Source organism: Paenibacillus sp. YYML68, from assembly GCF_027923405.1.
GTDB lineage: Bacteria > Bacillota > Bacilli > Paenibacillales > NBRC-103111 > Paenibacillus_G.
In genome coordinates this window covers 7,501-30,595 of record NZ_BQYI01000001.1, presented here as the reverse complement: position 1 = coordinate 30,595, position 23,095 = coordinate 7,501, and the positions used below count along the sequence as shown (strand labels likewise).

Annotated in this window: 23 protein-coding genes and 2 pseudogenes (1 of these 25 cut by a window edge); 15 read left to right on the top strand and 10 right to left on the bottom strand. The window is 51.5% G+C overall.

Annotated features, from left to right (window positions below):
* Positions 1-172: 172 nt before the first annotated feature.
* From PAE68_RS00170 to PAE68_RS00160, 3 genes and pseudogenes are all read left to right on the top strand, one after another.
* Positions 173-315, top strand: a pseudogene (locus tag PAE68_RS00170) (transposase); the annotation flags it as partial.
* Between the two features lie 229 nt (positions 316-544).
* Positions 545-1,009: a hypothetical protein gene (locus PAE68_RS00165; RefSeq protein ID WP_281882894.1), complete on the top strand. Its 465-nt coding sequence runs from the start codon at positions 545-547 to the stop codon at positions 1,007-1,009.
* A 1,085-nt stretch (positions 1,010-2,094) separates the two neighbouring features.
* A pseudogene (locus PAE68_RS00160) lies at positions 2,095-2,346 on the top strand (transposase); the annotation flags it as partial.
* 89 nt (positions 2,347-2,435) lie between these two features.
* On the opposite strand, the gene PAE68_RS00155 reads toward PAE68_RS00160, so the two are convergent.
* Both PAE68_RS00155 and PAE68_RS00150 read right to left on the bottom strand, forming a co-directional pair.
* On the bottom strand, positions 2,436-2,894 hold the full coding sequence (locus tag PAE68_RS00155) for a hypothetical protein (protein ID WP_281882892.1): 459 nt from the start codon (positions 2,892-2,894) through the stop codon (positions 2,436-2,438).
* Positions 2,854-3,300, bottom strand: coding sequence for a hypothetical protein (locus PAE68_RS00150; protein WP_281882890.1), 447 nt, complete (start codon positions 3,298-3,300; stop codon positions 2,854-2,856). The genes PAE68_RS00155 and PAE68_RS00150 overlap by 41 nt, the downstream gene beginning before the upstream one ends.
* Before the next feature lie 220 nt (positions 3,301-3,520).
* Between PAE68_RS00150 and PAE68_RS00145 the strand changes: the two genes are divergently transcribed.
* A complete protein-coding gene (locus PAE68_RS00145) occupies positions 3,521-4,678 on the top strand; it encodes an IS4 family transposase (protein WP_281882888.1) in 1,158 nt (385 codons plus the stop codon).
* A gap of 147 nt (positions 4,679-4,825) precedes the next feature.
* Here the strand turns inward: PAE68_RS00145 and PAE68_RS00140 are convergent, their stop codons facing one another.
* The 5 genes from PAE68_RS00140 to PAE68_RS00120 all read right to left on the bottom strand — a co-directional run bounded on the left by PAE68_RS00140 (position 4,826) and on the right by PAE68_RS00120 (position 8,403).
* Positions 4,826-4,990 carry a hypothetical protein gene (locus PAE68_RS00140; protein WP_281882886.1) on the bottom strand — a complete coding sequence of 55 codons (165 nt, stop codon included), beginning with the start codon at positions 4,988-4,990 and terminating at the stop codon, positions 4,826-4,828.
* A 13-nt stretch (positions 4,991-5,003) separates the two neighbouring features.
* Positions 5,004-5,372 carry a hypothetical protein gene (locus PAE68_RS00135; protein WP_281882885.1) on the bottom strand — a complete coding sequence of 123 codons (369 nt, stop codon included), beginning with the start codon at positions 5,370-5,372 and terminating at the stop codon, positions 5,004-5,006.
* A 53-nt stretch (positions 5,373-5,425) separates the two neighbouring features.
* Positions 5,426-6,471, bottom strand: a protein-coding gene (locus PAE68_RS00130) for an IS630 family transposase (protein ID WP_397379333.1) whose coding sequence is annotated in 2 segments (ribosomal slippage) — positions 5,426-5,959 and positions 5,962-6,471 — 1,044 coding nt in all. Because the reading frame shifts where the segments join, the coding sequence is not laid out codon by codon here.
* A gap of 76 nt (positions 6,472-6,547) precedes the next feature.
* The gene (locus tag PAE68_RS00125) at positions 6,548-6,808 is read right to left on the bottom strand and encodes a hypothetical protein (RefSeq protein ID WP_281882881.1); all 261 of its coding nucleotides are present in this window, start codon (positions 6,806-6,808) and stop codon (positions 6,548-6,550) included.
* Positions 6,809-7,290: 482 nt separating this feature from the next.
* The gene (locus tag PAE68_RS00120) at positions 7,291-8,403 is read right to left on the bottom strand and encodes a glycine-rich domain-containing protein (RefSeq protein ID WP_281882879.1); all 1,113 of its coding nucleotides are present in this window, start codon (positions 8,401-8,403) and stop codon (positions 7,291-7,293) included.
* Positions 8,404-8,653: 250 nt separating this feature from the next.
* On the opposite strand from PAE68_RS00120, the gene PAE68_RS00115 reads away from it, so the two are divergent.
* The 7 genes from PAE68_RS00115 to PAE68_RS00085 all read left to right on the top strand — a co-directional run bounded on the left by PAE68_RS00115 (position 8,654) and on the right by PAE68_RS00085 (position 16,702).
* A complete protein-coding gene (locus tag PAE68_RS00115) occupies positions 8,654-9,700 on the top strand; it encodes an ABC transporter ATP-binding protein (protein ID WP_281882877.1) in 1,047 nt (348 codons plus the stop codon).
* Positions 9,693-10,406, top strand: coding sequence for an ABC transporter permease subunit (locus tag PAE68_RS00110; protein ID WP_281882875.1), 714 nt, complete (start codon positions 9,693-9,695; stop codon positions 10,404-10,406). The genes PAE68_RS00115 and PAE68_RS00110 overlap by 8 nt, the downstream gene beginning before the upstream one ends.
* Positions 10,407-10,529: 123 nt before the next feature.
* Complete coding sequence (locus PAE68_RS00105) at positions 10,530-11,927, top strand: GldG family protein (RefSeq protein ID WP_281882873.1); 1,398 nt, start codon at positions 10,530-10,532, stop codon at positions 11,925-11,927.
* Positions 11,924-12,844 carry a DUF4340 domain-containing protein gene (locus PAE68_RS00100; protein WP_281882871.1) on the top strand — a complete coding sequence of 307 codons (921 nt, stop codon included), beginning with the start codon at positions 11,924-11,926 and terminating at the stop codon, positions 12,842-12,844. The genes PAE68_RS00105 and PAE68_RS00100 overlap by 4 nt, the downstream gene beginning before the upstream one ends.
* A gap of 221 nt (positions 12,845-13,065) precedes the next feature.
* Positions 13,066-15,111, top strand: coding sequence for a methyl-accepting chemotaxis protein (locus PAE68_RS00095; protein ID WP_281882869.1), 2,046 nt, complete (start codon positions 13,066-13,068; stop codon positions 15,109-15,111).
* Between the two features lie 237 nt (positions 15,112-15,348).
* Positions 15,349-15,618 carry a hypothetical protein gene (locus tag PAE68_RS00090; protein WP_281882867.1) on the top strand — a complete coding sequence of 90 codons (270 nt, stop codon included), beginning with the start codon at positions 15,349-15,351 and terminating at the stop codon, positions 15,616-15,618.
* Positions 15,619-15,649: 31 nt separating this feature from the next.
* On the top strand, positions 15,650-16,702 hold the full coding sequence (locus PAE68_RS00085) for a spore coat protein (protein WP_281882865.1): 1,053 nt from the start codon (positions 15,650-15,652) through the stop codon (positions 16,700-16,702).
* A 170-nt stretch (positions 16,703-16,872) separates the two neighbouring features.
* On the opposite strand, the gene PAE68_RS00080 is transcribed toward PAE68_RS00085, so the two are convergent.
* The 3 genes from PAE68_RS00080 to PAE68_RS00070 form a co-directional block, all read right to left on the bottom strand.
* On the bottom strand, positions 16,873-17,064 hold the full coding sequence (locus tag PAE68_RS00080) for a hypothetical protein (protein WP_281882863.1): 192 nt from the start codon (positions 17,062-17,064) through the stop codon (positions 16,873-16,875).
* A complete protein-coding gene (locus PAE68_RS00075; RefSeq protein ID WP_281882862.1) occupies positions 17,057-18,085 on the bottom strand; it encodes a TIR domain-containing protein in 1,029 nt (342 codons plus the stop codon). The genes PAE68_RS00080 and PAE68_RS00075 overlap by 8 nt, the downstream gene beginning before the upstream one ends.
* Before the next feature lie 73 nt (positions 18,086-18,158).
* The gene (locus PAE68_RS00070; RefSeq protein ID WP_281882860.1) at positions 18,159-18,464 is read right to left on the bottom strand and encodes a hypothetical protein; all 306 of its coding nucleotides are present in this window, start codon (positions 18,462-18,464) and stop codon (positions 18,159-18,161) included.
* Between the two features lie 226 nt (positions 18,465-18,690).
* Between PAE68_RS00070 and PAE68_RS00065 the strand changes: the two genes are divergently transcribed.
* The 4 genes from PAE68_RS00065 to ligA form a co-directional block, all read left to right on the top strand.
* Positions 18,691-19,296 carry a hypothetical protein gene (locus PAE68_RS00065; protein WP_281882858.1) on the top strand — a complete coding sequence of 202 codons (606 nt, stop codon included), beginning with the start codon at positions 18,691-18,693 and terminating at the stop codon, positions 19,294-19,296.
* A gap of 271 nt (positions 19,297-19,567) precedes the next feature.
* Positions 19,568-20,263, top strand: coding sequence for a heptaprenylglyceryl phosphate synthase (gene pcrB / locus PAE68_RS00060; protein WP_281890813.1), 696 nt, complete (start codon positions 19,568-19,570; stop codon positions 20,261-20,263).
* A gap of 17 nt (positions 20,264-20,280) precedes the next feature.
* Positions 20,281-22,620 (top strand): DNA helicase PcrA, encoded by a 2,340-nt coding sequence (pcrA, locus tag PAE68_RS00055; protein ID WP_281882856.1) that lies wholly within the window; start codon positions 20,281-20,283, stop codon positions 22,618-22,620.
* A 56-nt stretch (positions 22,621-22,676) separates the two neighbouring features.
* On the top strand, positions 22,677-23,095 hold the 5' end (the start) of the coding sequence (gene ligA, locus PAE68_RS00050) for an NAD-dependent DNA ligase LigA (protein WP_281890810.1). It continues 1,588 nt past the right edge of the window; the window shows 419 of its 2,007 coding nt (coding positions 1-419); the start codon lies at positions 22,677-22,679; its stop codon lies beyond the right edge, outside the window.

The window sequence follows — 23,095 nt, the reverse complement described above, 5'->3', positions numbered from 1 at the left end:
AAGATCTAGAATTATCATACAGCATTATCCTTTTAATGAAAATGGAAGGCTGATTAGTGAAGTCAAAGAGTGCTCCTAGCTTCCTGGTTTTCTCCAATAGCATAGGCATGGGTTCATATCGCTTTCCGACTATCTCCATAAGAAGGTGGTAATTGCGTTACAGGAAGCGTAGCGCAAGCGCCTGCGGACGACAAACAGCGTGGAGCGCATGAACGAGGAAATTCGTCGACGCGAGCGAATCATTCGCATCTTCCCGAATCGCGTGTCGCTAGAGAGACTCATCGGAGCTCCCTGATCGAGTTGGATGAGAGTTGATTAATGGGGGAGAAGTATCTGGACATGAAAGTGCCGCAGGCAGCCGCCAGCGACTGCAAGGAGCACCCTGTGGGGAATGAACGCAGGGCTGTCGATATCACAGATCGCAGAGGCTCAGCGTCAAGCATGAATTTGAAGCGCCTGGTCTCCATTAGCAGACTAAGTTGATATCTTGAAAATTGAGAATTGCATGAAGTGCTAATCTCTATTTCAAGAGGGAGAGGTTAAGATGAAGTTACCGATCACTAGAAGAACTGTATGGCGAAAAGTAACACCTTTATTGAAGCGATATTTTTTTGATCTTATCTTAGTCCCGCTACTTACATTTTTGTCGTCATTTATTAGTGATGTTTTATTTTACGTATTTTTAGTAAGTTCTGTTGGCTTTTTTTTAATTCATGGTAACAGGTGTATTAGATTGATCATGGATTTTATAACTTTGGATGTTGTCATCGAGGAGGGAGTGTTTTTTGCAGTAATGAATTATAAAGGCTCGTCAAAAGAGGAGGACGAGCATTCTATTCATATAAAAATTAATAATAAACTCATACATTTTATTTCAATAGAACGTATTGACTATCCTCTTGATGAAAAGATCACATTCATTCACACAAGAAGATCTCGAATTATCATACAGCATTATCCTTTTAATGAAGATGGAAGGCTAATTAGTGAAGTCCAAGAGTGCTCCTAGCTTCCTGGTTTTCTCCAATAGCATGGGCATAGCTCTCTAATGAGTGAAACAAACAAAAAATACGATAAGTATTTACCCAGGATGAATACATCCACCAACAATCTTGAAACTACTAATATAAGATCAAACACAGCGGAGACATAAAATAGGTACCGAAGGTTCCATGTAGTTAGGGGAGAAGACTGATGAAAAAATGGATCTCTATTATGTTAAGCATCATTGTTATTTATATAGTTCCGCATATTTTATTTTGGTTATCACAAGATCTGTACTGGGGTAGGGCTGGTACTTTTTTTTTCTATGCTAATTTTTTTTGTATTAGTTCCACTTCTTCCGTTGCTATTTTTCACTATTATTGTTCTCCCTCACCCGATATTAATAAAATTAAAAATGTATCATGTTAAAAACGAGAAAGAATATTTAAAATCATATTATCTCGTGATTCCGCTGTGGTTATTTTTTTCTATTATCGGCGTGTTATTACTGTATTTAGGTCCTGGAGTGGATTATCTCAAGGATGTTAATTATTTAATGCAAAGAAGAATAAACATTACAAATGCTAATTTTATAGATGTTTCATCCCCACGAAAATCCTTGGGCACCATTCGGACGTTTAAGTCGGATAGCGGTTCTCTATTTGAGGATGGGTTTATTAGCCGCATGTTATCAATAAAACTTAGAGTTGGATCAACTTATGAAATAGGCTATTTACCGCATACTAAATATATTATGTCAGCGAAGCAATTGTAGAATCAATACATACTAATGCTGTATAGAAACTGGACAGTAAAAAGGTATCCGTCAAATCTTACCCGCCTTCGACAACTGACTTCCACGGTAGGAGTGCAAGATCCAACCTTTACCAGGTTTTTGTGCGTTCACAGCCATATCTAACGCAGACAGCACAATCGATTTATCCATGGTAAGCGTCTCAGACCGTGGTTCGTTGGTGTGCCGATCATTACTGGGTCAACGATTGGATTGCACAGGCCGCACTGAAAGCAGAGCGAGAAGCCAAGGAAAAACAAGAAGCTTCACATCACGATCGAAACGATGATGATGACGAGAGTGACGGTGGCTCTCAGGTCAGCATACGCCTTAGTGGTCCCAAACTTGGCAGGCCAACAAAGGATCAGAACGCTGCGGCGGCCCGTAAGCAGGAACGACAGGATGCCGCTGAGCGCAATGCCATCGAAGGAAAGTTCGAAGAAGGAAAACGCAAGCTAGGACTGGTACGTATCCGCGCAAGCGGTGCCGAAACTGGACTCACCGTCATCGCCCTACAGTGTCTGGTTATGAATCTGGAGTGGCGACTTCGAGTTCTCTTTTTGTCTTTCACAGATTATTACAGTTGTTTATTGTTCGTTGGGCTTAGGCTAAATGAGATGTTGTTCAGCAAGCCCTACTTAACGGGGAGCACTTCAGTTCACAAGCCATCCTCTTTAATTTGTTTATTTATTTCAACAGATACACTCTCGTTAATAATAGGAGGTTGGTAATCTAGTGATGTAATTTGACGTATAATCATACTTATACGATTTTTACAGAATTCGAGAATCGATCCCCCAAACTGCTCTTGTATCGCCTTTAGTGCCTCATCTTTTTCTTCCATAACTTCAATGTCAACATCGTGATCTATTGTAAAATGAAATTGAACACTTAACTCTAATTTTCTTACAGGCTCGTCTTTTATACTAGTTTTAAGATCGGTAACTAGTTGGAAAAAACAATTCCTCATTTCTTTTTCGATAAAAAGCCTCCCTTGGGTGATTTGATCTATTTCTTCGTCTGTGGTGTTTTTATAAAATTGTTTAGAATCGTTCTCCATCATTTTGTATAAGAGTTCAGTTATTGTAAAATGTGTAAATTCTATCCGAATGTTCATAATAACCTCCTGCCAATTTTATAATCTTAGAACTAATTCCTTTTTGAACAACGGAGTAATTCTCTCGTTCATCAATGCTTTTTATTAGCCCTAAATATTTCTCAAGCATTTGCTCGTAATCAATTTTTATAACATTCCTTTTTTCTAATTGAGTTTTAACATGTATTAAAATTTGGTCATTATATTTATTCATTTCTTCAATTTGCTTTTGAATTATTCTCCTTTTTTGTACTATATCCACTGAGTTCGGTAAAATCTCAGTCAAATAAAAATTATTATCGGGGTATATTTTCTCTATGTCATCATACAAATATTCTTGGTTAGGATGAGTATGTATGAACTTTCCCTTCGAAGATTTTAAAGCTTCTTTTAAAGATATTTTTTGGGAGACCAATTTATGTAACATCTCGAAGTCTGTTTCAATATACAGCAAATTCAGTATTCTTTTCCTTCTTTTGAACTCAACCACATATGCCAAATCAGTAGCGTTGCATAAAAACTAACACGCGAACAGATTGGACAAATTGTGCTATTATTGTAATAAATAGGTCGTACTCTGTAACAAAAAACTCCTAAAATTAGGGTAACAGGTAGCCCTGTCCAAATCCCTAACTTAGGAGATACGCATGGACAAGGATACACTATTTTCTGCATTTGGTAAATGGGTTGCACCAATAAATCCAAACATCATCCCGAATTGGCAAAGCACGACTACGCTCGACCGTTATGTGAAAAAGCTCGACACCTTAGTCTTTCTGTACATCTTCATCGAAGCACAGTTAGAGAAGCGAAAGGGTCTTCGTTCCATCATGCGAAAGCTGGAGCACGACGAGGAATTTCAAAAGCAACTCGGCATTGCTTCGATCAGTGCATCCCAGTTGTCCCGTAAAAATAATCAACTGGACCCAGAAGTACTTCAAGCCATCCTTTGTAATCTCATTACACAGTTGCATCGAGATGCTAGGCCGATATCAGGGCGCATCGGAACGGTCAAGATTATAGACTCTTCTACGATCAGCGTTTGCCTACAGCGGTATAAATGGGCGACTTTCCGAAAAACGAAAGCAGGCGTGAAACTGCACCTGCGAGTGGCATTTGCTGACCCCGACCATGTTTATCCGGATAAGGCAGTGGTTACGCCTGCAAGGCCCGCAGACCGCAGCCAAATGGACGTCCTGATCGATGAGTCGGACGTCACGTATCTGATGGACCGCGGGTATCTGGACTACGGCAAATACGACAGTTACTGCGAGCGTGGCATTCGATTCGTATCACGATTAAAGGACAATGCTGTTGTCGAAGAAGTGGAAGAACTTTCGGTGAACACAGATTCAGACATCATCCGCGATGTCAAAGTCGTGCTAGGCAAAGCTCACAAGCGCATGCAGCACCCCCTTCGTATGATCGTCACCACAGACGGTCGCGGTAATGAGGTCCGTATCATTACGAATCGGTTCGACCTGACGGCAGAAGAGCTTGGTGACCTGTATCGTAGCCGCTGGCAGATCGAGATGTTCTTCCGGTGGGTCAAGCAGAACCTGAAGCTAACCTGTTTTTACGGTGACAGCGAGAACGCAGTGATGAATCAGATTTGGATCTGTTTAATTGCATACTGCTTGCTGCTGCTTATGAAGCTAGAACTGGGAACGAGTCGAACGTTAACGGAACTCATTGAGGCTTTGAAAGAACTCATGTGGCAACCGTGGCTGAGGATGGTCGCAGCAGTAGAGCGAAAACCAAGTCGAACTTCGAGAGGGCGACAGAAGAAACAGAAAGACCAGTAAGTCGCCTAAGTCGAAAAAAACCAATCATCAACTTGAAAAGGATGAATATTACAAATGGACAGCAACTGCCTGTTTCAGGGGTACCCCGTAAGTTTTTGGCCCTTGGAATTTGAAAACTAATTTCTGAATATTCCACCATTTTAGATGTCATGATTTATGCAACGCTACTGATGCCAAATAACTGTTATTATCATTTGCTGTGAAGGTAAAGACCAGTGGGAAATTGACTTCTAATAAAATTTCAATATTGCGAATATATTTAAACTCCATTTCAAGCAAGTTATAAAAAGTAATGTCTGCTCTTAAATCCATTGTAATACACCTCCTATGCCAAAGTTTTAAACTGTTTTGCTACATCAAAGAAATCTTTACCGGTAATTTCGTGATGAAACTTCCAAAAACTATAGTGTTTACTTTGTGGGTTTTCTGTTTTTAGCTTTTCACTTTTTTCCAATAACCCGTAGTTAGTACTGATTAATCCAATAGCTATTTTATGTTTATTCATTGCATTCAGTTTTAGTATTTCTTTGGCTGCATCTATTAATACATTCATCTCTTCCTCAGTCTCGACACCGTAAAAAGAGGTGGAATATAATGCCCTGTCTTTATGTTTAACAGCTTTTGCATCTTTAAGTGTGGATACCTCTGTTGTATTAAACCTTCTTATCATTTCTTCAGTATAGTACTGCTTCATTTCTTCTGAAAAAATTTCCTCATCTATATAAATTGAACTAAAGAAATCGGATGTCAGAACTTGACACATAGCCTGTCAATGATCGAGCAAGTGTCTTTCAAAATCTCGCTCATGAACAATCCAACGTTTTTTCGTATTTCAGCAACGCTGTGATAAAACACATTGTTGATTACGCTAGACTTAAGCCATTTCCAGAGTCCTTCAACAATGTTTAATTGCGGACTGTAAGGTGGTAAAAATACCAATTCAAGTCTCCCTTCCAGTTCATTCAGAAACGGTTGGAGCAGCTTCGCATGATGGATTCGGGCGTTATCCAGTACAATGACAACTTTACCAGTCGGGTACGCGAGCATCACTTTTTGAAGAAACTTTAAAAAAGTCTCAGCCGTATATTGCTCATCTTCCTGCCATACGATCTGTCCGGTCCCATAGTCGACCGTGGCGAGCAGCTTCACGCCGCGATGTTTCCCCGTCGTCTGGATGATGCGCTGCTTACCGCGAAGAAACCAGGTTTTCTGGATTGCCTGATAGTCTCTTATCATCGATTCATCTTCAAAAAGCAGATGCGCGATTTCGTCATTCATCAATCTTTTTTTAAATCAGGAAATGTTGTCTCTGTAAACTGTCGTTGCTTCTCAGGGTTGGCAGCCTCCAGAGTGTACGTTGGCTTCGTATAGCTTAGTCCTTGACGGTGCATCATCTTGGACACACCTCTTAGGGAGTAACGATGACCGAATTCCCGTTCAATATACGAAGCAATGATCTCGAGTGTCCAGTTATATCGAGCTGAGAAGCCTACATCATGGGGAACAGATTGAACGATGGTTTGCTTTAATTGTTCTTGTTGCTCTTTCGTCAATCGAGTAGGAGCTCCAGTCGAATACTTCATTTGCAGCGCCTTGAGACCACCCGTGTTATAGGCCTGAATATAGTGGTTGACAGTTTCCTTACTGCGATTCAGAGTCTCAGAGATGTCCTTGACAGACTTACCCTTGAAATGTAGGTACACCGCTTGATAGCGTTCATATATACGACGTTCTTTCTCTTGCTTCATAGCCCTTGTGACTTCCTCTAACGAATGCTGCTGTTCCATCTGTATCCCTACCTGTCCGAATAAGTTTCCTTACTCATTCGACACAGAGATCGTTATTTCCTTACCATTCTTTCCTAAAACTTTAGTTCAACTTATATAGTAACTTTATAAATTCTTTCTCCTTATGAGAAGGAAGAAAGTAGACAGCATGCAGAGGGTCATCGCTTTGATACTCATCTTCGAATTCCTCGGAAATAAATCGGATTAAATTGTGGCGTTCAGTAAGAAACTTGTGGGGAGAACCTGTGTTTATTTCAATCGTTTCAAAATCAGTTTTTATTTCAAGGTATTCCCCTTCTGAAATTTCAAAGCTATAAGCTTCCTTTAACATGTGAAAATCCATAAACGTCACCCCAATAAAATACTCGCAAAGGTAGTATCTTTTGTTACAAACTATGCTTGTTTTTCGGATTACGACTATAACCCTTATTAATACTGCTGGAACATCCAGCTATAAAAATAGAGTATCATAAATTATACAAACTACAAGTTATAAAAGTATTTAAGTGTATCTTTTCCTTGATAACCTGTTATCCTGTTTTAATAATTATCTTGTTGAGGGCTTTAACCAACTGGCTATAACTAACCGGGGCAAGAATAGTCTCGAAGATGGCTAATCCCCGGTTGGTACCTAAACGTATTCTCTCATATCTTGTTTGTACAATGGTAGGAGTGGAGTGACTTTAACATAAGCTCCCTACCGATTTAACCCGAGATAACTGTTGATAGATACTGTTCCCATTTTAACAGTACATGGAGCAGGTCTAGGAATAAGCTAGAGATTAAAACTCCCTAACATAAGTAAAGATTAGGAGTATTACCCCTCTAATCCCCGCCGCCCCCACAGCTCGACGAGGACGAACAGCTCGATGACGACGAACAGCTCGTCGACGAACAACCAGACGAAGCCCCGCTCTTGTTCGAGTCGGAGTCGTCCGAATGACTCGTCCGACAGCTCGAGTCCGCGTCTCCCGAGCCGCTGCTGCCACAACCGCTAGTACTGTTGTCGCGGCGCTCAGCCTCCTTATCCTCCTGCGCGTAATGCTCCGACATCCGGCACTCGAAGTCGTCCTCGTCGTCAGGTCTTGTGCAGTACGAGTAATACATCATCGCCCCGCCCATGTACGGCAAGTAATCGCTCGATTGATAGTGCGGACGAGGGTGGTCCGAGTACGTGCCATTGCCCGTATCAGCGGATGGAATCTGCTGCTTCGCCTTCATGATCAGCCTGCTAATGGTCTGCTTAATCTCAGGATGACGGCCCGCCGCCTTCGAGTGGAACAGACGGCCCGTCAGATCAGCCTCTGCAGACAGTCGAAGGTCGTCCAGCAGCTCGCGGTTCAACGGATGTCGGAAAAATGGCTTCCATATATATGCGGAATACGGCGTTGCCACGAACAGCTGTGCATACACCCAGTCGAACCACGCGCGCGCGCCGGGATTCGGCTCGCCATCTGAAGCATGCGGAGCATGGTGAATGTGCTCACCAGCGAGCGCCTCGCACAGCTTGTGATATTCCCGTGTGAACATGAGCAGCTCATGCCATAGCTCGTCGACAGCTTCGCTGAACATCGGCACGTCCTTCAGGACGGCCGTCATGACGAAGTATCGCTTCAGCTCCAGCAGCCTCCACTTGAACTCTGCAGCAGTCATCTGCGGATAGCGGCGCAGCACCCGTTCCCGCAGTCTTGCCTCCAGCTCCGGGGTGAACGCTTGCTCTAGTCGCGCCACAGCTGCCTGCAGCGGAATATCGTGCTGAAGCCCGAGTGACTCAGGCAGAGCTGAATCCTCGAACACAGGAGGTGCAGGGGGCTGGGAATGTGAACGGGAAGTGGGCAGATTATGGCTAGATATAGCAGCCCTAATAGCTTTTATGACGACGAAGATCACGGCCATGACCGCGAGTATGAAGACGATAGGCAGAACAAGCTCAAGCATACAATTCCTCCATTCGATAATGACTCGATATGTATCCAGTATACCATGTCAATGTTAACGCGATGTCAGACAATACAACCCCACTAGCCGTCTCCCGTTCACATTTTGGACACATATTTTTAAGTTAGTTTTCAGCTTTCGTTAAGGTTGGCTTACATATTCAGGGATATAGTGTGTGAAGGTTATTCTCGCGTTCAGCTGGACATAGCTGGATAGAGAAGCAAGGGTATGGATGACGGGAGGTATTGAGGTGCTGGAGGTCAAACAGGTCAGTAAGTTATACGAAAATCAGAGGGGCGTTCACGATGTCGACTTCACGATGGAGCGCGGCGAAATTGTCGGCTTCCTCGGGCCGAACGGTGCGGGCAAGACGACGACGATGCGGATGATCACCGGCTACCTGAACCCGACTCGCGGGACGATTCGCGTAGATGGGCTGTCGATGGCCGATCAGCCGAAGAAGGCGCGTCAGAAGATCGGCTACTTGCCGGAGACGCCGCCGCTGTATCCCGAGCTGTCGGTGCAGGCATACTTGAAGTTCATTGCCGATCTTCGAGACATCCCGGTGCGCAACCAGAAGACGCGCATCGGCGAGGTGATCGAGCGACTCGGTCTGACAGGGCGGGAGCGCCAGATCATTCGCGGCCTGTCCAAGGGCTACAAGCAGCGCCTCGGGCTGGCGCAGGCAATACTCCATGAGCCGGACCTGCTCGTATTGGATGAGCCGACGTCTGGACTTGACCCGAAGCAGATTATCGAGATTCGTCAGCTTATCCGCGAGCTCGGGGAGAAGCATACGGTGCTGCTCAGCACGCACATTTTGCCGGAAATCAATTCACTCTGTAATCGGGTGCTTATTATTAATCAAGGGACAATCGTCGTCGACGGTCAGCCAGAGCGTCTGGCGCAGTCGCTGAACGACCGATTCGAGCTGTCGCTCGAGGTGAAGGGGCCGCGGGAGACGGTGCTCGCCGAGCTGGCGGCCATCCCTGGGGTCACCGAGGTGCGCGAGGCCTCTCCAACATCGGAGATGTCGACGGATGGACTCGTGCAGGCGGTCGTCGCTTCGCAGACTGGAAACGACATTCGCGAGGCGGTGTTCTACCGGATGGCGGAGCAGCGGTTGCCGATCGTCGGCATGAAGCGAGAGTCGCTCAGCCTCGAGGACATCTTCCTGAAGCTGACGACCGACGAGAAGCTCGAGTCCGGGGAGAGCGGAGAGTCGGCGCAGAGCGGAGCTGCGACCTCGGATGGCAGCGCGTCCACAGACAGCGAGGAGGTGAAGGGCCATGCGTAGAATGATGGCTATGACGCGCAAGGAGCTGCAGATGTACTTCTACTCTCCGATTGCGTATGCGGCGTTCGCCTTCTTCTTCGTCATCGCGGGGTACTTCTTCAGCGCGAACTTCCTGTACCCGCCTTATGTGGTCGATGTGCGGCCGATCTTCGGCAACATGACGTTCGTGCTGCTGCTCGTTATTCCGATGCTGACGATGCGGCTCGTATCCGATGAGCTGCGGCAGGGCACGGACGAGCTGCTGCTGACGTCGCCGATGAGCTTGACTGAGATGGTTGTTGGTAAATATATATCGGCGCTGGCGGTGCTTGGTATGCTCGTCGGGGGCAGCCTTCTGTACCCGCTCATTCTCAGTGCATACGGTCCGCTCGATCAGCCGGTGCTGTGGCTGTCGTATCTCGCCATGCTGCTCATCGGTGCAGCGATGATGGCGGTCGGCTTGTTCGCTTCGACGCTGTCGTCACATCAGATGGTGTCCGGCATCGCGGCGTTCGCGCTGCTGCTCGTCTGCTGGACGATTGAGTGGATCGGCGATACGGTAGGGGGTAAGCTGAAGGATTACCTCGGCATGTTCTCCATTGTCGGCCGGGCAGGCGACCTGCAGAAGGGTGTGCTTGACTTCGCTGACGTGCTGTTCTACATCACCTTCATCGCGGTGTTCCTCGTGCTGAGCGTGCAGGTGCTGGAGCGCAAGCGGTGGAAGTAACGATGCAGTAAGGTCAAGGTAAGCATGCGAGGAACGGAGCTGCCTGCTACGGGCAGTGTGTATAGATGGGGCGCGGAACGATTGCGTTGCCGATGCCCGGCTGCAGAAGGAGGAAGAGGCCAAGTGAATAAGTGGATTCGCGGCACGAATGCGACGGTGCTGTCGCTCGCGGTGATCGGCATTGCGATCGTGCTTACGATATTTATGAACTCATTGAAGGGGATGCAGGTCGATCTGACGGAGAACAGCAAGTTCACGCTGACCGATCAGACGAAATCGACGCTCGCAGCGCTCGATAAGGACGTGCGTATCTTGTCCTTCACGACGACGGAGACGAACCCGTATATGAAGCGGGAGGTCGTCGAGCTCGTGCAGGCGTACAAGAAGCATAGCGGTCGTCTTGTGCTGGAGGAATATGATCCGGTGCAGCAGCCTGCGGTGGCGCGGCAATACGAGGTCGATCCAGGCGGAACGCTCGTCATTGAGAGCGGCGGACAGAAGAAGACGATCTACTTCTATGACATGTTTCTCCCGAGTCAACAGAATGCACAAGGCTACAGCTTCAGCGGAGAAGAGAAGCTGACGCAGGCGCTCGTGAACCTGAACGTGAAGGAGAAGCGCAAGCTGTATTTCTTAACTGGTCATAACGAAATTCCGCTCGCTCAGATGAGTCTGTGGCGCAGCGGCCTAGAGGAAGCCAATTACGAGGTGAAGGAGCTGAACCTGCTGCGGGAGGGTGCGATTCCCGATGATGCTGAGGTGCTCGCCATCATCGGCCCGGAGACGGACTTGACCGATCAGGAGGCGGAGCTCGTCAAGACGTTCCTCGCGGGGGATCAGGCGAAGCTGTACTTGGCGCTCGGCTTCAACCCGGATATGAAGACGAAGTGGAAGAACATCGACGCGCTGATGGCGGCGTACGGCATTACCGACCAGCACGCCATCGCGATCGAGCCGAAGCAGGGCGTGTTCAACGATCCGCTCAGCATCGTGCCGGAATACAGCGGTCATGAGATTACGCGCAAGCTGCAGGAGTACAACCTGCTGACCGTGATGACGCTAGCGGTGACGCTGAAGTCGGACCAGCCGAGCAGCGATTACTCCGCTACCCCGATCTTAACGACGACGAACCAGGCGTATGGCGAGACGAATCTGCAAGCGCTGGCGTCGCAAGGGTCGAGCAAGAAGGAAGCGAGCGACGTCCAAGGTCCGCTCCAGCTCGGCTATGTCGTGGAGAACAAGGAGAGCAAGCCGAAGGCGGTCGTGCTTGGCGGCTCGACGTTCCTGCTCGATCGATACATTCAGCAGCAGGGTAACCGCGACTTCGCGCTCAACAGCGTCGGCTGGCTGCAGGAGCAGCAGGATCAGGTGACGATTCGTCCGCGCGAGGGCGACAAGTTGACGACAGCGACGGTGACAGGTGAGCAAGGGTATATGATTTTCCTCGGGACGGTCGTGCTGTTCCCGCTGTTCTTCCTGCTCGTCGGCGGCGTGATCTGGTGGAGGAGGAGAACAGGATGAAGCGGCTCCTTCCAACGCTTATTCTAGTGCTGGTGTGTATCGGTGGCTTCTGGTATGCGTCGAGCCAGGACTTCTTCAAGGAGAAGCCGGAGCAGCTGCCTGCGCTCGTACAGGTACAGAGCGGCGACGTGGAGCGCTTCACGATCCAGAACGGGGAAGCGGTCACGACGCTGGAGCGTCAGGACGGCAAGTGGGCGATGGCGATGCCATCGCCTCTGCCGCTGACCTCTTATGGCGCGGATGCGTGGGTATCTAGCTTCGTAGGATTGAAGAAGGATAAGGTCGTGACAGCGGACGCTACGGACGTCAGCTCGTTCGGTCTGACTGAGCCGAAGGTGAAGCTGACCATGCAGGCTGCGGGCGGCGTAGAGCAAGTGCTGGAGATCGGCGATAAGGTGCCGGTCGGTGCGGCGTATTATGCGAGACTGGGCGGAGCGGGAGACGTGTTCCAGCTGAGCGAGGGCGATTATATGTCGCTGGTGAAGCAGCCGCTCGACTTCATGGATAAGAACGCGGTGCTGGTCGAGTACGATAAGGTACGCGGGCTGTCCGTAAGCTGGAAGGATGCGAGCTGGACGCTGACGAAGACAGAGCCGGACAAGTCAGCGTTCGAGTCGAAATGGACGCTGGGCGAGCGCGAGCTTGCGGGTAACGAGGCGCTCGGCTTCCTCGACCGGGCAGCATCGCTCTTGACCGACCAGCTGCCGAGGCGTGCGGCGGAGGTGCAAGGTCTCGGGCAGCCTGAGCTGCGCCTCGAGCTGAAGAACGCGGCCGAGGACAGCGGCGAGTCGACCGTGACCTATACCGGCAAGGTCGAGGGTGACCTTGTCTGGATCGTGCGCGCAGGCAGCGACTGGGCGCTGGCCGTACCGATGGCGAGCGTACAGGAGCTGGCCGATCACGCGAAGGAGAAGTGAGGCAGGACGTTAGACATGCAGGTGGAATGCCTGACTGTAAGTGAATACATTGTTCAGGAGCCCCTGACGTTACGAGTAATCTCTGACGCGGGGGCTTTTTGCTAATTTATACATTGATAAGGAATTGAAAGAAATAAATGAAAGGATCTGAACGTTTGAGAGAAGGGTTCGATCGAATGGTGTCGAATTATGTAGAAAAAAGAATTGGAGGCCATTCACATATGTTCAAGAGTATTCGAGCCAAAACGTTACTTCTGTTCTTACCTGTTGTCATGATCGTGTTAACTGCTGTGGTAGGGGCTTCTTACTTGTATGCAAGTCGCATTATTTCGCAGCAAAGCGAGGTCGCTATGGAGGAGCAGCTTCACCGCATCGCGTCAGATGTAGAGGGACGGATGATGGTTCATCAGAAGCTATCTGAGGTGATGGCGCGTATTCTAACAGACACGCATAAGAAGCTGGATCTGCAAGACTACGAGTCGATGTTCAAACGCGGACTCGAAGCGAATCCGGATGCGTTCGGGCTGGGTGTGTTTTTGGAGGCTAATGCCTATCAGGCCAAGACCAAATATTTCTCCACGTATTCGTTCCGTGATAAGAACGGGATACAGTCTACGGATGAGTATAACGATCCGGCGTTCGATTACTTGAATCAGGCGTGGTATAAGATTGCAGTGAATCAGAAGGTTACGCAGTTCACCGACATCTTCTATGATGAGGTGTCCAAGGTGACGATGGCGACGGCTGCTTCGCCTGTATATGACACGCAGAGTAAGTTCATTGGAGTGACGACGGTCGATATGGATTTGACCACCTTACAGAAGATGATATCGGATGTGAAGGTAGGCAGCAGCGGCTGGGCCTTCATGATTGCCAAGGATGGACTCTATGTCGCAGGACCTGATCAAGATCGTGTCATGAAGGTCAAGTTGCAGGAGGATGCGAACCCCGAGCTTGCCGAGATGGCTAGGAAGATGCTCGCTGATAAGAAAGGAACTGCCAAGTATATCAGCGAAGCGGGCGTTCAGCATGTAGCGTATCAAGAAATACGTGGTACGGGCTGGATTATCGCCACCGTGTTGCCGAATCACGAAATGATGGCTCCTGTATACAGCTTAATCCGTAACCTCCTCTGGATCGGAGTGGCGGGCGTTGTCCTTATTTCGATCACGATCTGGTGGTATGTGCACAGGCTGAACCTTCATATTCGCAAGCTTCATCAGCTCTCCGAACGACTCGCTTGCGGAGACTTTACGCATCATATCCAGGTCACGACTCGTGACGAGTTCGGTCAGATGGCCGAGCACTTCAACCGGACGACCGATAACCTGCGCACCATGATCATGACGGTATCCGAGCACACCGCCACGGTGGCGGCGACTTCGGATCAGCTGGCTGCGAGCGCAGAGCAGACAGGTGAAGTAGCGGAGACAATTGCTGTGAATGCGCAGGAGGTATCAGCAGGCGCGGAGACGCAGATGAATGCAAGTGAAGAGAGCTCGAGGGCGATGGAAGAGCTGTCTGTAGGCATTCAGCGTATCGCAGAGTCGTCGACGATTGCCAGGAGCTACTCGGAAGTAACGCTTAGTAAGGCAGCTGACGGCAACCAGAGAATTCAACAAGCGGTGACTGGCATGCATAAGGCGAGTCGTACCGTCCAAGATACGGCGAGCATTATATTGAAGCTGAACGAGCATTCCCAGCAGATCGGCAACATTATGCAGGTCATTACGGCCATTAGCAACCAGACGAATCTGCTGTCCTTGAATGCGGGCATCGAGGCTTCGCGCGCCGGCGAGCATGGCAAGGGCTTCGCAGTGGTCGCGCAAGAGATTCGGAAGCTCGCCGATCAGACGAAGAAGTCAGCGGAGCAAGTGGGCGGGCTGATTACAGAGATTCAGCGTTATTCGACTGAGGCTGTGATGAGTGTGGAGAATGGCGTAACGGATATGGAGAAGGGGACGCAGTGGGTGCTTCAGGCAGGGGGTGCTTTCAGCGACATACTGGAGAAGATTCGTCTTGTAGATGAGCAGGTGCTGGAGGTATCTGCGGCTTCTGAACAAATGGCGGCCAGCTCCGAGCAGGTGAATGCGGCCATTGAGGAGCTTTCTGGAATCGCTAGAGTGGCTTCTGCTAACGCTCAGCATGTAGCGGCGGGAAGTGAAGAGCAGCTTGCCTTGATGCAGGAAATTGCGTCCTCGGCAGAAGCGCTGCAGCACTCGATGCGGGAGCTTTCCGAACTCGTCGCGCGCTTTAACGTACAATAATCATTCATGCCGCTTACGTGAACCTTCATGGCGGTCCTGTTATTTCAGGATAGACTGGCGAGAGAACCGATGTCCGGTGGACATCGGTTTTTCTTATGGAATTCATTTCACTTTCCACCTACCTGCCATTGCGAGCTTGGGGTGAATAAGCGCGATAAATTTTCAAGCATGCGATACATATTTTGCCACGGCCTGGGTATTCTAACAATTGTCAACGAACGAAAGGGGGATTTATCCATGTACAGCCAACAGCAGCAACAGCAACAACAGCAGCAACAACAATCGATGCACATGCAAGGCATGAACACGGTAAGCTCCAAGGAGCTCGCTTATATCACGGACTGCTTGAAGAATGAAGACCTTATCGCGAAGATCGCTATCCAAGGCGTAGCGGAGTCCCAGGACCAGCAGCTGAAGCAGAAGCTGGCGCAGATCGCGCAGGATCGTCTGCAGCACACCGACCAGCTGCTCCGCACACTGCAGCAGCAGACGCAAATGTCCCACTAACGAATACGTACATAAGGAGTTGCGGCTAACGATGTATGCACAACAACAATCGACAATGATCAATACGAGCAACCAGACCCAAGGTCAAGGCGCGCACCTGCACTTGAACGAGAAGGATGTCGCGAATCTCGTCCTGTCCGAGCTGAAGCGTTCGGCACGTGAGTACACGACGGCAGCGCTGGAAGCTTCCCACCCGGCTATTCGCCAAATGTTCACGCAGCTGTGCCAGAAGACGCTGCAGGATCAAGCTGAGCTGTACACCGTTCTGTCTCAGATGCAAGGCTACGGTCAGATTCGTATGGCGACGCAGCAAGAAATTCAGCAGGAGCTGCAGCAGCAGATCCGCAAGGCCGAGCAGCTGCAAGTGACGGTGCAGCAAGCGCTGCGCACGGTGTTCGCAGGCGCCAGCACGTACCAGACGTCCCAGCAGCATTCGTCAGCTCCGCAAGGAGGCTACGCGCAGCATGGCTACCAGCCTAGCTATGCGGCAGCAGGTCAAGGTCAGGCAGGCTACGGCGGCCAGCACATCTCGTCTTCGACGATCAACCCGTACGGACAGAATCAGCAGCAGGCAGCAAGCACCGCTTACAGCCCGAGCACAAAGTTGTCTGGCTACACCGTGACGCCTCAGCAGAGCAGCTACGGCTATGGCCCATCGTCGGCTCAAGTTCAGTCGTTCGATAACGACTTCAGCGTGAAGTCGTCTGTATCCGGTACGGACAGCCAAGACTTTCAGGACTACTACGCGGGCAAGTCGTCCAACGATTACACGAGCGGCGGCAAGTACAGCACCCAAGGTCAGACGCAAGAGAGCTACACAAGCAAGAACCAGCAAGACCAGAACTACTCCAAGTCGGGCTACGGCACATCCGGCTATAGCACAGCGGGCTATGGCAACGTCAACTACGGCGTATCCGGCTACAGCACGACAGCGTCGCGCCAGCAAGGTACAAGCTACTCGTATCCAAGCAGCACATCGTCTGATGTGACCGGCTCTGGCAGCAGCGTGAGCACGTCCTCTGTCCAGTCGAAGTCCCAGACTTCAGGCACTCAGTCCGGCAACAGCGGCACCTACGTATTTTAAGGCAGCAGGATCAAGGCTCAGCCAATAAGCAGCCAGCCCCGGGTGTCGAAGCAAGGCGACGCTCGGGGTTTTTCGTATGACGAAATCCTCTGCTTGTTCGAGCTTATGCAATATCCCTTCACCGACAAAAAAGCTCTCGGCACGAGGCCGAGAGCTTCATAAAGATCGCGTCACACAAAGGACGGCTTGTTATAATTCGTCTTCCATTCCAGCACCAGCGTGTATTGCTTATCCCCGCCGTCCAGGTATGGTGCAAGACCGACGACGCGCTTGCGGCCGCGGATGGCCAGAATCGGCAAGGAGGCGCGGCGCTCAGCTGCTCTTCTGCCCGGCCTGACAGTTCTTGCTCTTGGCTTACCCATCGGACTCCCCTCCATACAGGTAATGGATCGTGCTCATCAATTCCCTGTTGTCATTCTCGAGCCGTCTCAGGTCATCGTCCGTAACGGGCTTCGTTCCGGATAGATAGACGGTGAAGACAAGCTCCTTACCTATAGGGTAGCATAGCAAATAGACGGTGGCAACATGCTGTCCGTACAAGCACACCTGTGTTTTTCGGTTCAGGTATGCTTCAACGACGAACAGGCGCGTCGCTTGATCGTCTCCGGCTCCATGAGCGCCCAAGGCGTCGAAGGCGTAGAAGCTGCCCCGGCCGACATTGCCTGCTACTTGCCGGATTCCGCTTGCTCCTTCAGCCTTCCAGATGGCAGCGCCCGTTACCTTGAAGCCAGCCAGCGCTGCTGCGCTGTAAGCATTGCGGAACGCCTCATATAAACTGGTATATGGCTCTTCCTCGCCGCTGATGCTTTTTTTATGAAGCTCGACGAAGAAGTGGAGCAGCGCTTGTCGCTGCTCCAGCAGCTCCGTTGCCTGTTGGAGCTGATGACGAGGGTCCTCGAAGGCGCCCAGCTTCTCGATGCGGCTGATGATCTCGTCGCAGGCGACGTTCACGGCTGCCGTCAGGTTGCCGTCTGAGCGAGACTCGTACCGTAGGACGGTGAGTCCTTGCAGATCGGACGGAATGTGGAATTGATCGACCTTCTTATTATATTTATGCGTCTCGGTCTTCTCGGGTACGAGATAGAAGACCCGCTCGCGCTGCAATCTGCCCCAGAACAGCCCCATCTCGAATAGGGTGTTATCCCGCGGAGCCAGGTACACCTTGTCCCGCATGAAGACCACATCGTCAGGCGAGCAGACGAACACGGCGAAGTCGCTGGTGCGCAAGCATGTCTCCAGATCGTCCATCGCGCTGTTATTGGCCTCGAAGACGCCGGCGTGCCAAGGGGTGACCTCCGCATAATAGCCGAGCAGCCGATGGAGCGCGTTGACGAGCTTAATGGCTTCCCGAGAGGAGCCAATGAACAGTTTGGGCTTCGTCATCTTACTAATTCTCCCTTCCGATGCTTGCCAGCACCCCCTTCTCCATTATAGTCATAGATTCCTTAATATTCCATCAACGAGAGTCTCGAACATGCTTTGATTTACGAATTTTGGGCAGGGCGGAGGCCGGCTGCTTCTTGATCCAGCGAATGAAGCCCCGCATCCGTTCGTGAGTGCGCAGTGACTCCAGCGTATGCAGCTCCGCCTCCAGCTCCTCGTTCGTGAACAGCGCGTGAATCTGCTTGTGGCAGGATATGCATAGCTGGGCAGTAGGCAGGAACGTGCCGCCCTTCTCCTTCGGCGTCAGATGATGCTTCGTCGTCTCGAGCTCCTCTCGCTCGCACAGCTCACAGGTGCCTAACGCTTTCGTTGCTGGCATCAAGGTCAGCTCCTCTTCGTTTCATCTGCTTACATATGATTAACGATTAAGGTGCTTCGCGGTGGAGCTTTTTATAGGCGCAGTCCATTGTCTCATTACGGAAGCGGAAGCGTGCGATAGCAACAAGTCTACTTCTCCGCTCGCCCCCACAGAGGCTGCCCCGAAGTATACTTTCCCGCTGGTGACGCATAATACGATAAAACCGTCAACATGGGGAGGTTCTGTCATGAGAATGAACACAATGAAGCTGCTTCTAGCCTTGACGATCGCTGCTGCATTACTCGGCGGCTGTCAGACGGAGCAGCAGCGTATGGAAGCTTCCGATACGAAGACGATGCTGAAGACCGTCGGCAAGGATCGCTTGCTCCAGACGTTCAGTCAGCTGACACCGCCGCCGATGGATAAGGGTATCTTGCAGAAGTCGGATCAAGAGATGATTACTTGGATTAAGCAAGTGGATGATTGGACCCATAAGGTGCTGTCTTCGCCCGTTACCGGAGAGATGGATAAATACGCAAGACAAGAGATGCGTCAATATTTATGTAAAGTGTACGCGCCTGAGGTGGCAGACAGCTTAATTGAATATTTCTATCGTGAGGACGAGCGTCTGGGCACGTATCAGGCCTATAGCACGAAGGCGATGCTCGGGCTGCGCAGCGAGTGGGGCGAGTATGAGCTGAAGAAGGCGCAGCCGGAGGCGGGCGTCTATCGGATTACACTCCGCGGCGTGAACACGCAGCAGGAGCCGGTCCGTTCCATTATGGAGCACGTATCGGAGTATCGACTGGATGGCAATCAGCTGACGATTACCCAGTTCAAGACGATCTCGTAGACTGTGCACCGTTGTCATATAGAAGCGGCTGTTGAGGCTGCCCACATACCGCTCCCGTCAAGCTGGACTTGCAGCTCAACAGGGAGCCGTTTTTTTTGCTACAATATCAAACGTATGTTCTCATTATATTCGAACGCCCGTTCGATTTCAAGTGCTGAACCCAAGGTCCAGCCTTCGTTGACACCACCTGCTCGGTAGCATAGACTTACTTGTAGATAGTAAGCATGTCGCTGGAAGCGGCACCTACAGGGGATGAAAGGGTATCATGACGATGCATTCAATGATTGAACAATGGAGGCATGTATTCAAGCTCGACCCGGATCGGGAGCTGTCTGATGAGGCGCTCGAGCGCATCTGCTTGTCCGGCACGGACGCGGTCATGGTCGGCGGCTCCAGTGGTGTGACGTTCGACAATACGGTCGATCTGCTCGCCCGCATCAGGCGGTACGAGGTGCCGTGCGTGCTGGAGGTATCCGAGCAGGAGGCGCTAGTGCCGGGCTTCGACCTGTTCCTCATTCCTGTCGTACTGAACGCAGGCGATAAGGAATGGATCGTCGGACGCCAGCAGCAGGCGGTGAAGGAATACGGGGCTGTGATGGATTGGCAATATATTGCCCCAGAGGGCTATATCATATTGAATCCCGATTCGACGGCAGCGAGAGTAACAGAAGCGGATACGCAGCTATCCGTTCGTGATGTCGAGGCGTTCGCACGAATGGCGGACCAGCTGTTCCGCCTGCCGATTATTTATCTGGAGTACAGCGGCACCTTCGGTGATATGGAGCTTGTGAAGCGGGTGAAGGGGCTGCTGAAGCATGCGCGTCTGTTGTACGGGGGAGGCATTGATAGTCCCGACAAGGCGAAGCAGGCAGCCGCCGCCGCGCATACGGTCGTGGTCGGCAACCTCATCTACGACGATGTGGAGCGGGCGCTTGCAACGGTGCAGGCTGTGAAGGAATACGTTTAAGAAAGGGTAGGGGCACTATGAACGAACCGGTTGATATTTTACAGGCGATCCAGAAGCTGAATCCGCAGCAGAGGAAGGCGGTCGAGACGACCGACGGTCCGCTGCTTATTATGGCTGGAGCGGGCAGTGGCAAGACGCGCGTGCTGACGCACCGCATCGCCTACCTGATCGCTACGCGCAAGGCGGCGCCTTGGAGCATCCTGGCCATTACGTTCACGAACAAGGCGGCGCGGGAGATGCAGGAGCGCGTCAGCTCGCTCGTCGGTCCGCAGGGACAGGACATCTGGGTATCGACGTTCCACTCGATGTGCGTTCGCATCTTGCGCAGAGACATCTCTCGTATCGGCTTCACGTCCAGCTTCTCGATTCTCGACTCCGGCGATCAGCTGTCGGTTATCAAGAATTGTATGAAGGAGCTGAATATCGACTCCAAGAAATTCGAGCCCAAGGCCGTCCAGGCGGCGCTATCCGGCGCCAAGAACGAGCTGAAGACGCCCGAGCAGCTGGAGAAGCAGATCGGTGATTATTTTGACAGTATCGTAGCGAAGGTGTATGCGTTGTATCAGAAAAAGCTGCGCAGCAACAACTCGCTCGACTTCGACGACTTGATCATGATGACGATCGAGCTGTTTAAGCAGGTGCCCGAGGTGCTCGACTTTTATCAGAATAAGTTCCAATATATTCACGTCGACGAGTACCAGGATACGAACCGTGCTCAATATATGATCACGCGCATGCTGGCGGACAAGCATAAGCGCATCTGCGTCGTCGGCGACAGCGACCAATCGATCTACCGGTGGCGCGGCGCGGACATCAGCAATATTCTCGACTTCGAGAAGGACTATCCGGCCGCGGCGACGATACTACTCGAGCAGAACTACCGTTCGACCTCGACCATTCTGAATGCGGCGAACAAGGTCATCGCGAACAATGCCGGACGCAAGGCGAAGAACCTGTGGACGGACAAGGGTGAGGGCCAGAAGATTCGCTTCTATCAAGCCGACTCCGAGCACGAGGAAGGGTATTATATCACCGGTCAAATACGCAAGAATGTCGACAAGGGTCGCCTCTTCAAGGATCACGCGATTTTGTACCGCACGAACGCCCAGTCCCGTGTCATCGAGGAAATTCTCATCAAGTCCGATATTCCGTACCAGATCGTCGGCGGCGTCAAGTTCTACGATCGTAAGGAGATTAAGGACATTCTCGCCTACCTGCGTCTGATCTCGAACCCGGATGATGACATCAGCTTCGCGCGCGTTGTCAACGTGCCCAAGCGAGGCATCGGCGATACGTCGGTTGAGAAGCTTGCGGCAGCGGCGGCGACTTACGGTGTATCGATGTTTGCCATGCTGGAAAATGTCGACATGCTCGGTCTCACGGCCAAGGCGACTGGCGCGCTCGGCAATTTCCGCGACATGATCGAGAATTTGCACCGCATGCTCGAATATTTGTCCGTCACTGAGTTGACGGAGCAGGTGCTGGAGCTGACCGGCTACCGCGAGGAGCTGAAGCGTGAGAATACGCTGGAGTCGGAGGCGCGTCTGGAGAACATCGACGAATTCTTGTCGGTGACGCAAGACTTCGAGAAGCGCAACGAGGACAAGTCGCTCGTATCGTTCTTGACCGATCTTGCGCTGATCGCGGACATCGATTCGATGAACGACGATCCCGAGGCGGGCAAGCAGGGCGTTGTGCTCATGACGATGCACAGTGCCAAAGGACTCGAGTTCCCCGTCGTCTTCATTATGGGCCTCGAGGAGGGCGTATTCCCGCATTCCCGCGCCCTGATGGACAACGAGGAGCTCGAGGAGGAGCGGCGTCTGGCCTACGTCGGCATTACCCGCGCCGAGGAGGAACTGTTCCTGACGTGCGCGCAGATGCGCACGCTGTTCGGTCGGACGGCGGCCAATGCGCCGTCCCGATTCCTGCACGAGCTGCCGCCGGAGCTCGTGGAGAACGCCCGCGACGCGCGCGCGGGCGGCTTCGCCCCGCGTGGCGCGGGCGGCGGCGCCTCTGCCGCGTGGGAACGCGGCGAGCGCCGCTTTGGCAGCGCCGGAGGCTTCGGCGCTGCCGCAGGCTCGGCCGCGCAGTCTCGCGGCGCGGCCGTAAGCTTCAGCGGCGGGGGCGCAAGGCCCGCCGCAGCTGGAGCCGCCGCCGCCTCTGGGCCGGGCGGCGGCGCGGCGAAGGCCGCCAGCTTTGCCATGGGCGACAAGGTCAAGCATGGCAAGTGGGGCACCGGCACCGTCGTCGCGATCAAGGGTGCCGGCGATGATACGGAGCTGCAGATCGCGTTCCCGGCTCCGGTCGGGGTGAAGCGGCTGCTGGCGAAGTTCGCTCCGATTGAGAAGGCTTAATTCATGCTTAATTAATGATGGAGAGGATGAGCTCCCAAGTGACCCAGCCCGATGTCATGCAGACGATGCAAACGCTTGTCGACGAGATCAACAAGCACAATTATCAATACTATACGCTGGATGAGCCGCTCATCTCGGACGCCGAGTGGGACGCGCTGTATACACGACTGACGGAGCTGGAAGCGGAGACGGGCGTTGTGCTGCCCGATTCGCCGACCGCCCGCGTCGGCGGCGAGCTGCTGAAGGGCTTCGAGCCGCACAAGCATCTAGCTCGTCTGTGGAGCCTCGATAAGGCGCAGGATCAGGCCGATCTGATGGCGTGGTACAACCGTGCGCTGAAGCTCGTGAACGAGTACAATGCCCAGCATCCGGATAGCCCGCTGCCGGAGCTGTCTTTTGTCGTGGAGCTGAAGTTCGATGGCTTGACGTTGAATCTGACCTATGAGGGCGGCGAGCTCGTGCAGGCGGCTACGCG

What these genes read in the sequence shown, in the direction of transcription:
- PAE68_RS00155 (WP_281882892.1), bottom strand. Translation starts at nt 2,894, where the DNA reads ATGAACATTCGGATAGAATTTACACATTTTACAATAACTGAACTCTTA.
- PAE68_RS00095 (WP_281882869.1), top strand. Translation starts at nt 13,066, where the DNA reads ATGTTCAAGAGTATTCGAGCCAAAACGTTACTTCTGTTCTTACCTGTT.
- PAE68_RS00085 (WP_281882865.1), top strand. Translation starts at nt 15,650, where the DNA reads ATGTATGCACAACAACAATCGACAATGATCAATACGAGCAACCAGACC.
- PAE68_RS00125 (WP_281882881.1), bottom strand. Translation starts at nt 6,808, where the DNA reads ATGGATTTTCACATGTTAAAGGAAGCTTATAGCTTTGAAATTTCAGAA.
- pcrA (WP_281882856.1), top strand. Translation starts at nt 20,281, where the DNA reads ATGAACGAACCGGTTGATATTTTACAGGCGATCCAGAAGCTGAATCCG.
- PAE68_RS00120 (WP_281882879.1), bottom strand. Translation starts at nt 8,403, where the DNA reads ATGCTTGAGCTTGTTCTGCCTATCGTCTTCATACTCGCGGTCATGGCC.
- PAE68_RS00140 (WP_281882886.1), bottom strand. Translation starts at nt 4,990, where the DNA reads ATGGATTTAAGAGCAGACATTACTTTTTATAACTTGCTTGAAATGGAG.
- PAE68_RS00070 (WP_281882860.1), bottom strand. Translation starts at nt 18,464, where the DNA reads ATGCCAGCAACGAAAGCGTTAGGCACCTGTGAGCTGTGCGAGCGAGAG.
- PAE68_RS00150 (WP_281882890.1), bottom strand. Translation starts at nt 3,300, where the DNA reads ATGTTACATAAATTGGTCTCCCAAAAAATATCTTTAAAAGAAGCTTTA.
- pcrB (WP_281890813.1), top strand. Translation starts at nt 19,568, where the DNA reads ATGCATTCAATGATTGAACAATGGAGGCATGTATTCAAGCTCGACCCG.
- PAE68_RS00145 (WP_281882888.1), top strand. Translation starts at nt 3,521, where the DNA reads ATGGACAAGGATACACTATTTTCTGCATTTGGTAAATGGGTTGCACCA.
- PAE68_RS00075 (WP_281882862.1), bottom strand. Translation starts at nt 18,085, where the DNA reads ATGACGAAGCCCAAACTGTTCATTGGCTCCTCTCGGGAAGCCATTAAG.
- PAE68_RS00135 (WP_281882885.1), bottom strand. Translation starts at nt 5,372, where the DNA reads ATGAAGCAGTACTATACTGAAGAAATGATAAGAAGGTTTAATACAACA.
- PAE68_RS00065 (WP_281882858.1), top strand. Translation starts at nt 18,691, where the DNA reads ATGAGAATGAACACAATGAAGCTGCTTCTAGCCTTGACGATCGCTGCT.
- PAE68_RS00110 (WP_281882875.1), top strand. Translation starts at nt 9,693, where the DNA reads ATGCGTAGAATGATGGCTATGACGCGCAAGGAGCTGCAGATGTACTTC.
- PAE68_RS00090 (WP_281882867.1), top strand. Translation starts at nt 15,349, where the DNA reads ATGTACAGCCAACAGCAGCAACAGCAACAACAGCAGCAACAACAATCG.
- PAE68_RS00100 (WP_281882871.1), top strand. Translation starts at nt 11,924, where the DNA reads ATGAAGCGGCTCCTTCCAACGCTTATTCTAGTGCTGGTGTGTATCGGT.
- PAE68_RS00080 (WP_281882863.1), bottom strand. Translation starts at nt 17,064, where the DNA reads ATGGGTAAGCCAAGAGCAAGAACTGTCAGGCCGGGCAGAAGAGCAGCT.
- PAE68_RS00165 (WP_281882894.1), top strand. Translation starts at nt 545, where the DNA reads ATGAAGTTACCGATCACTAGAAGAACTGTATGGCGAAAAGTAACACCT.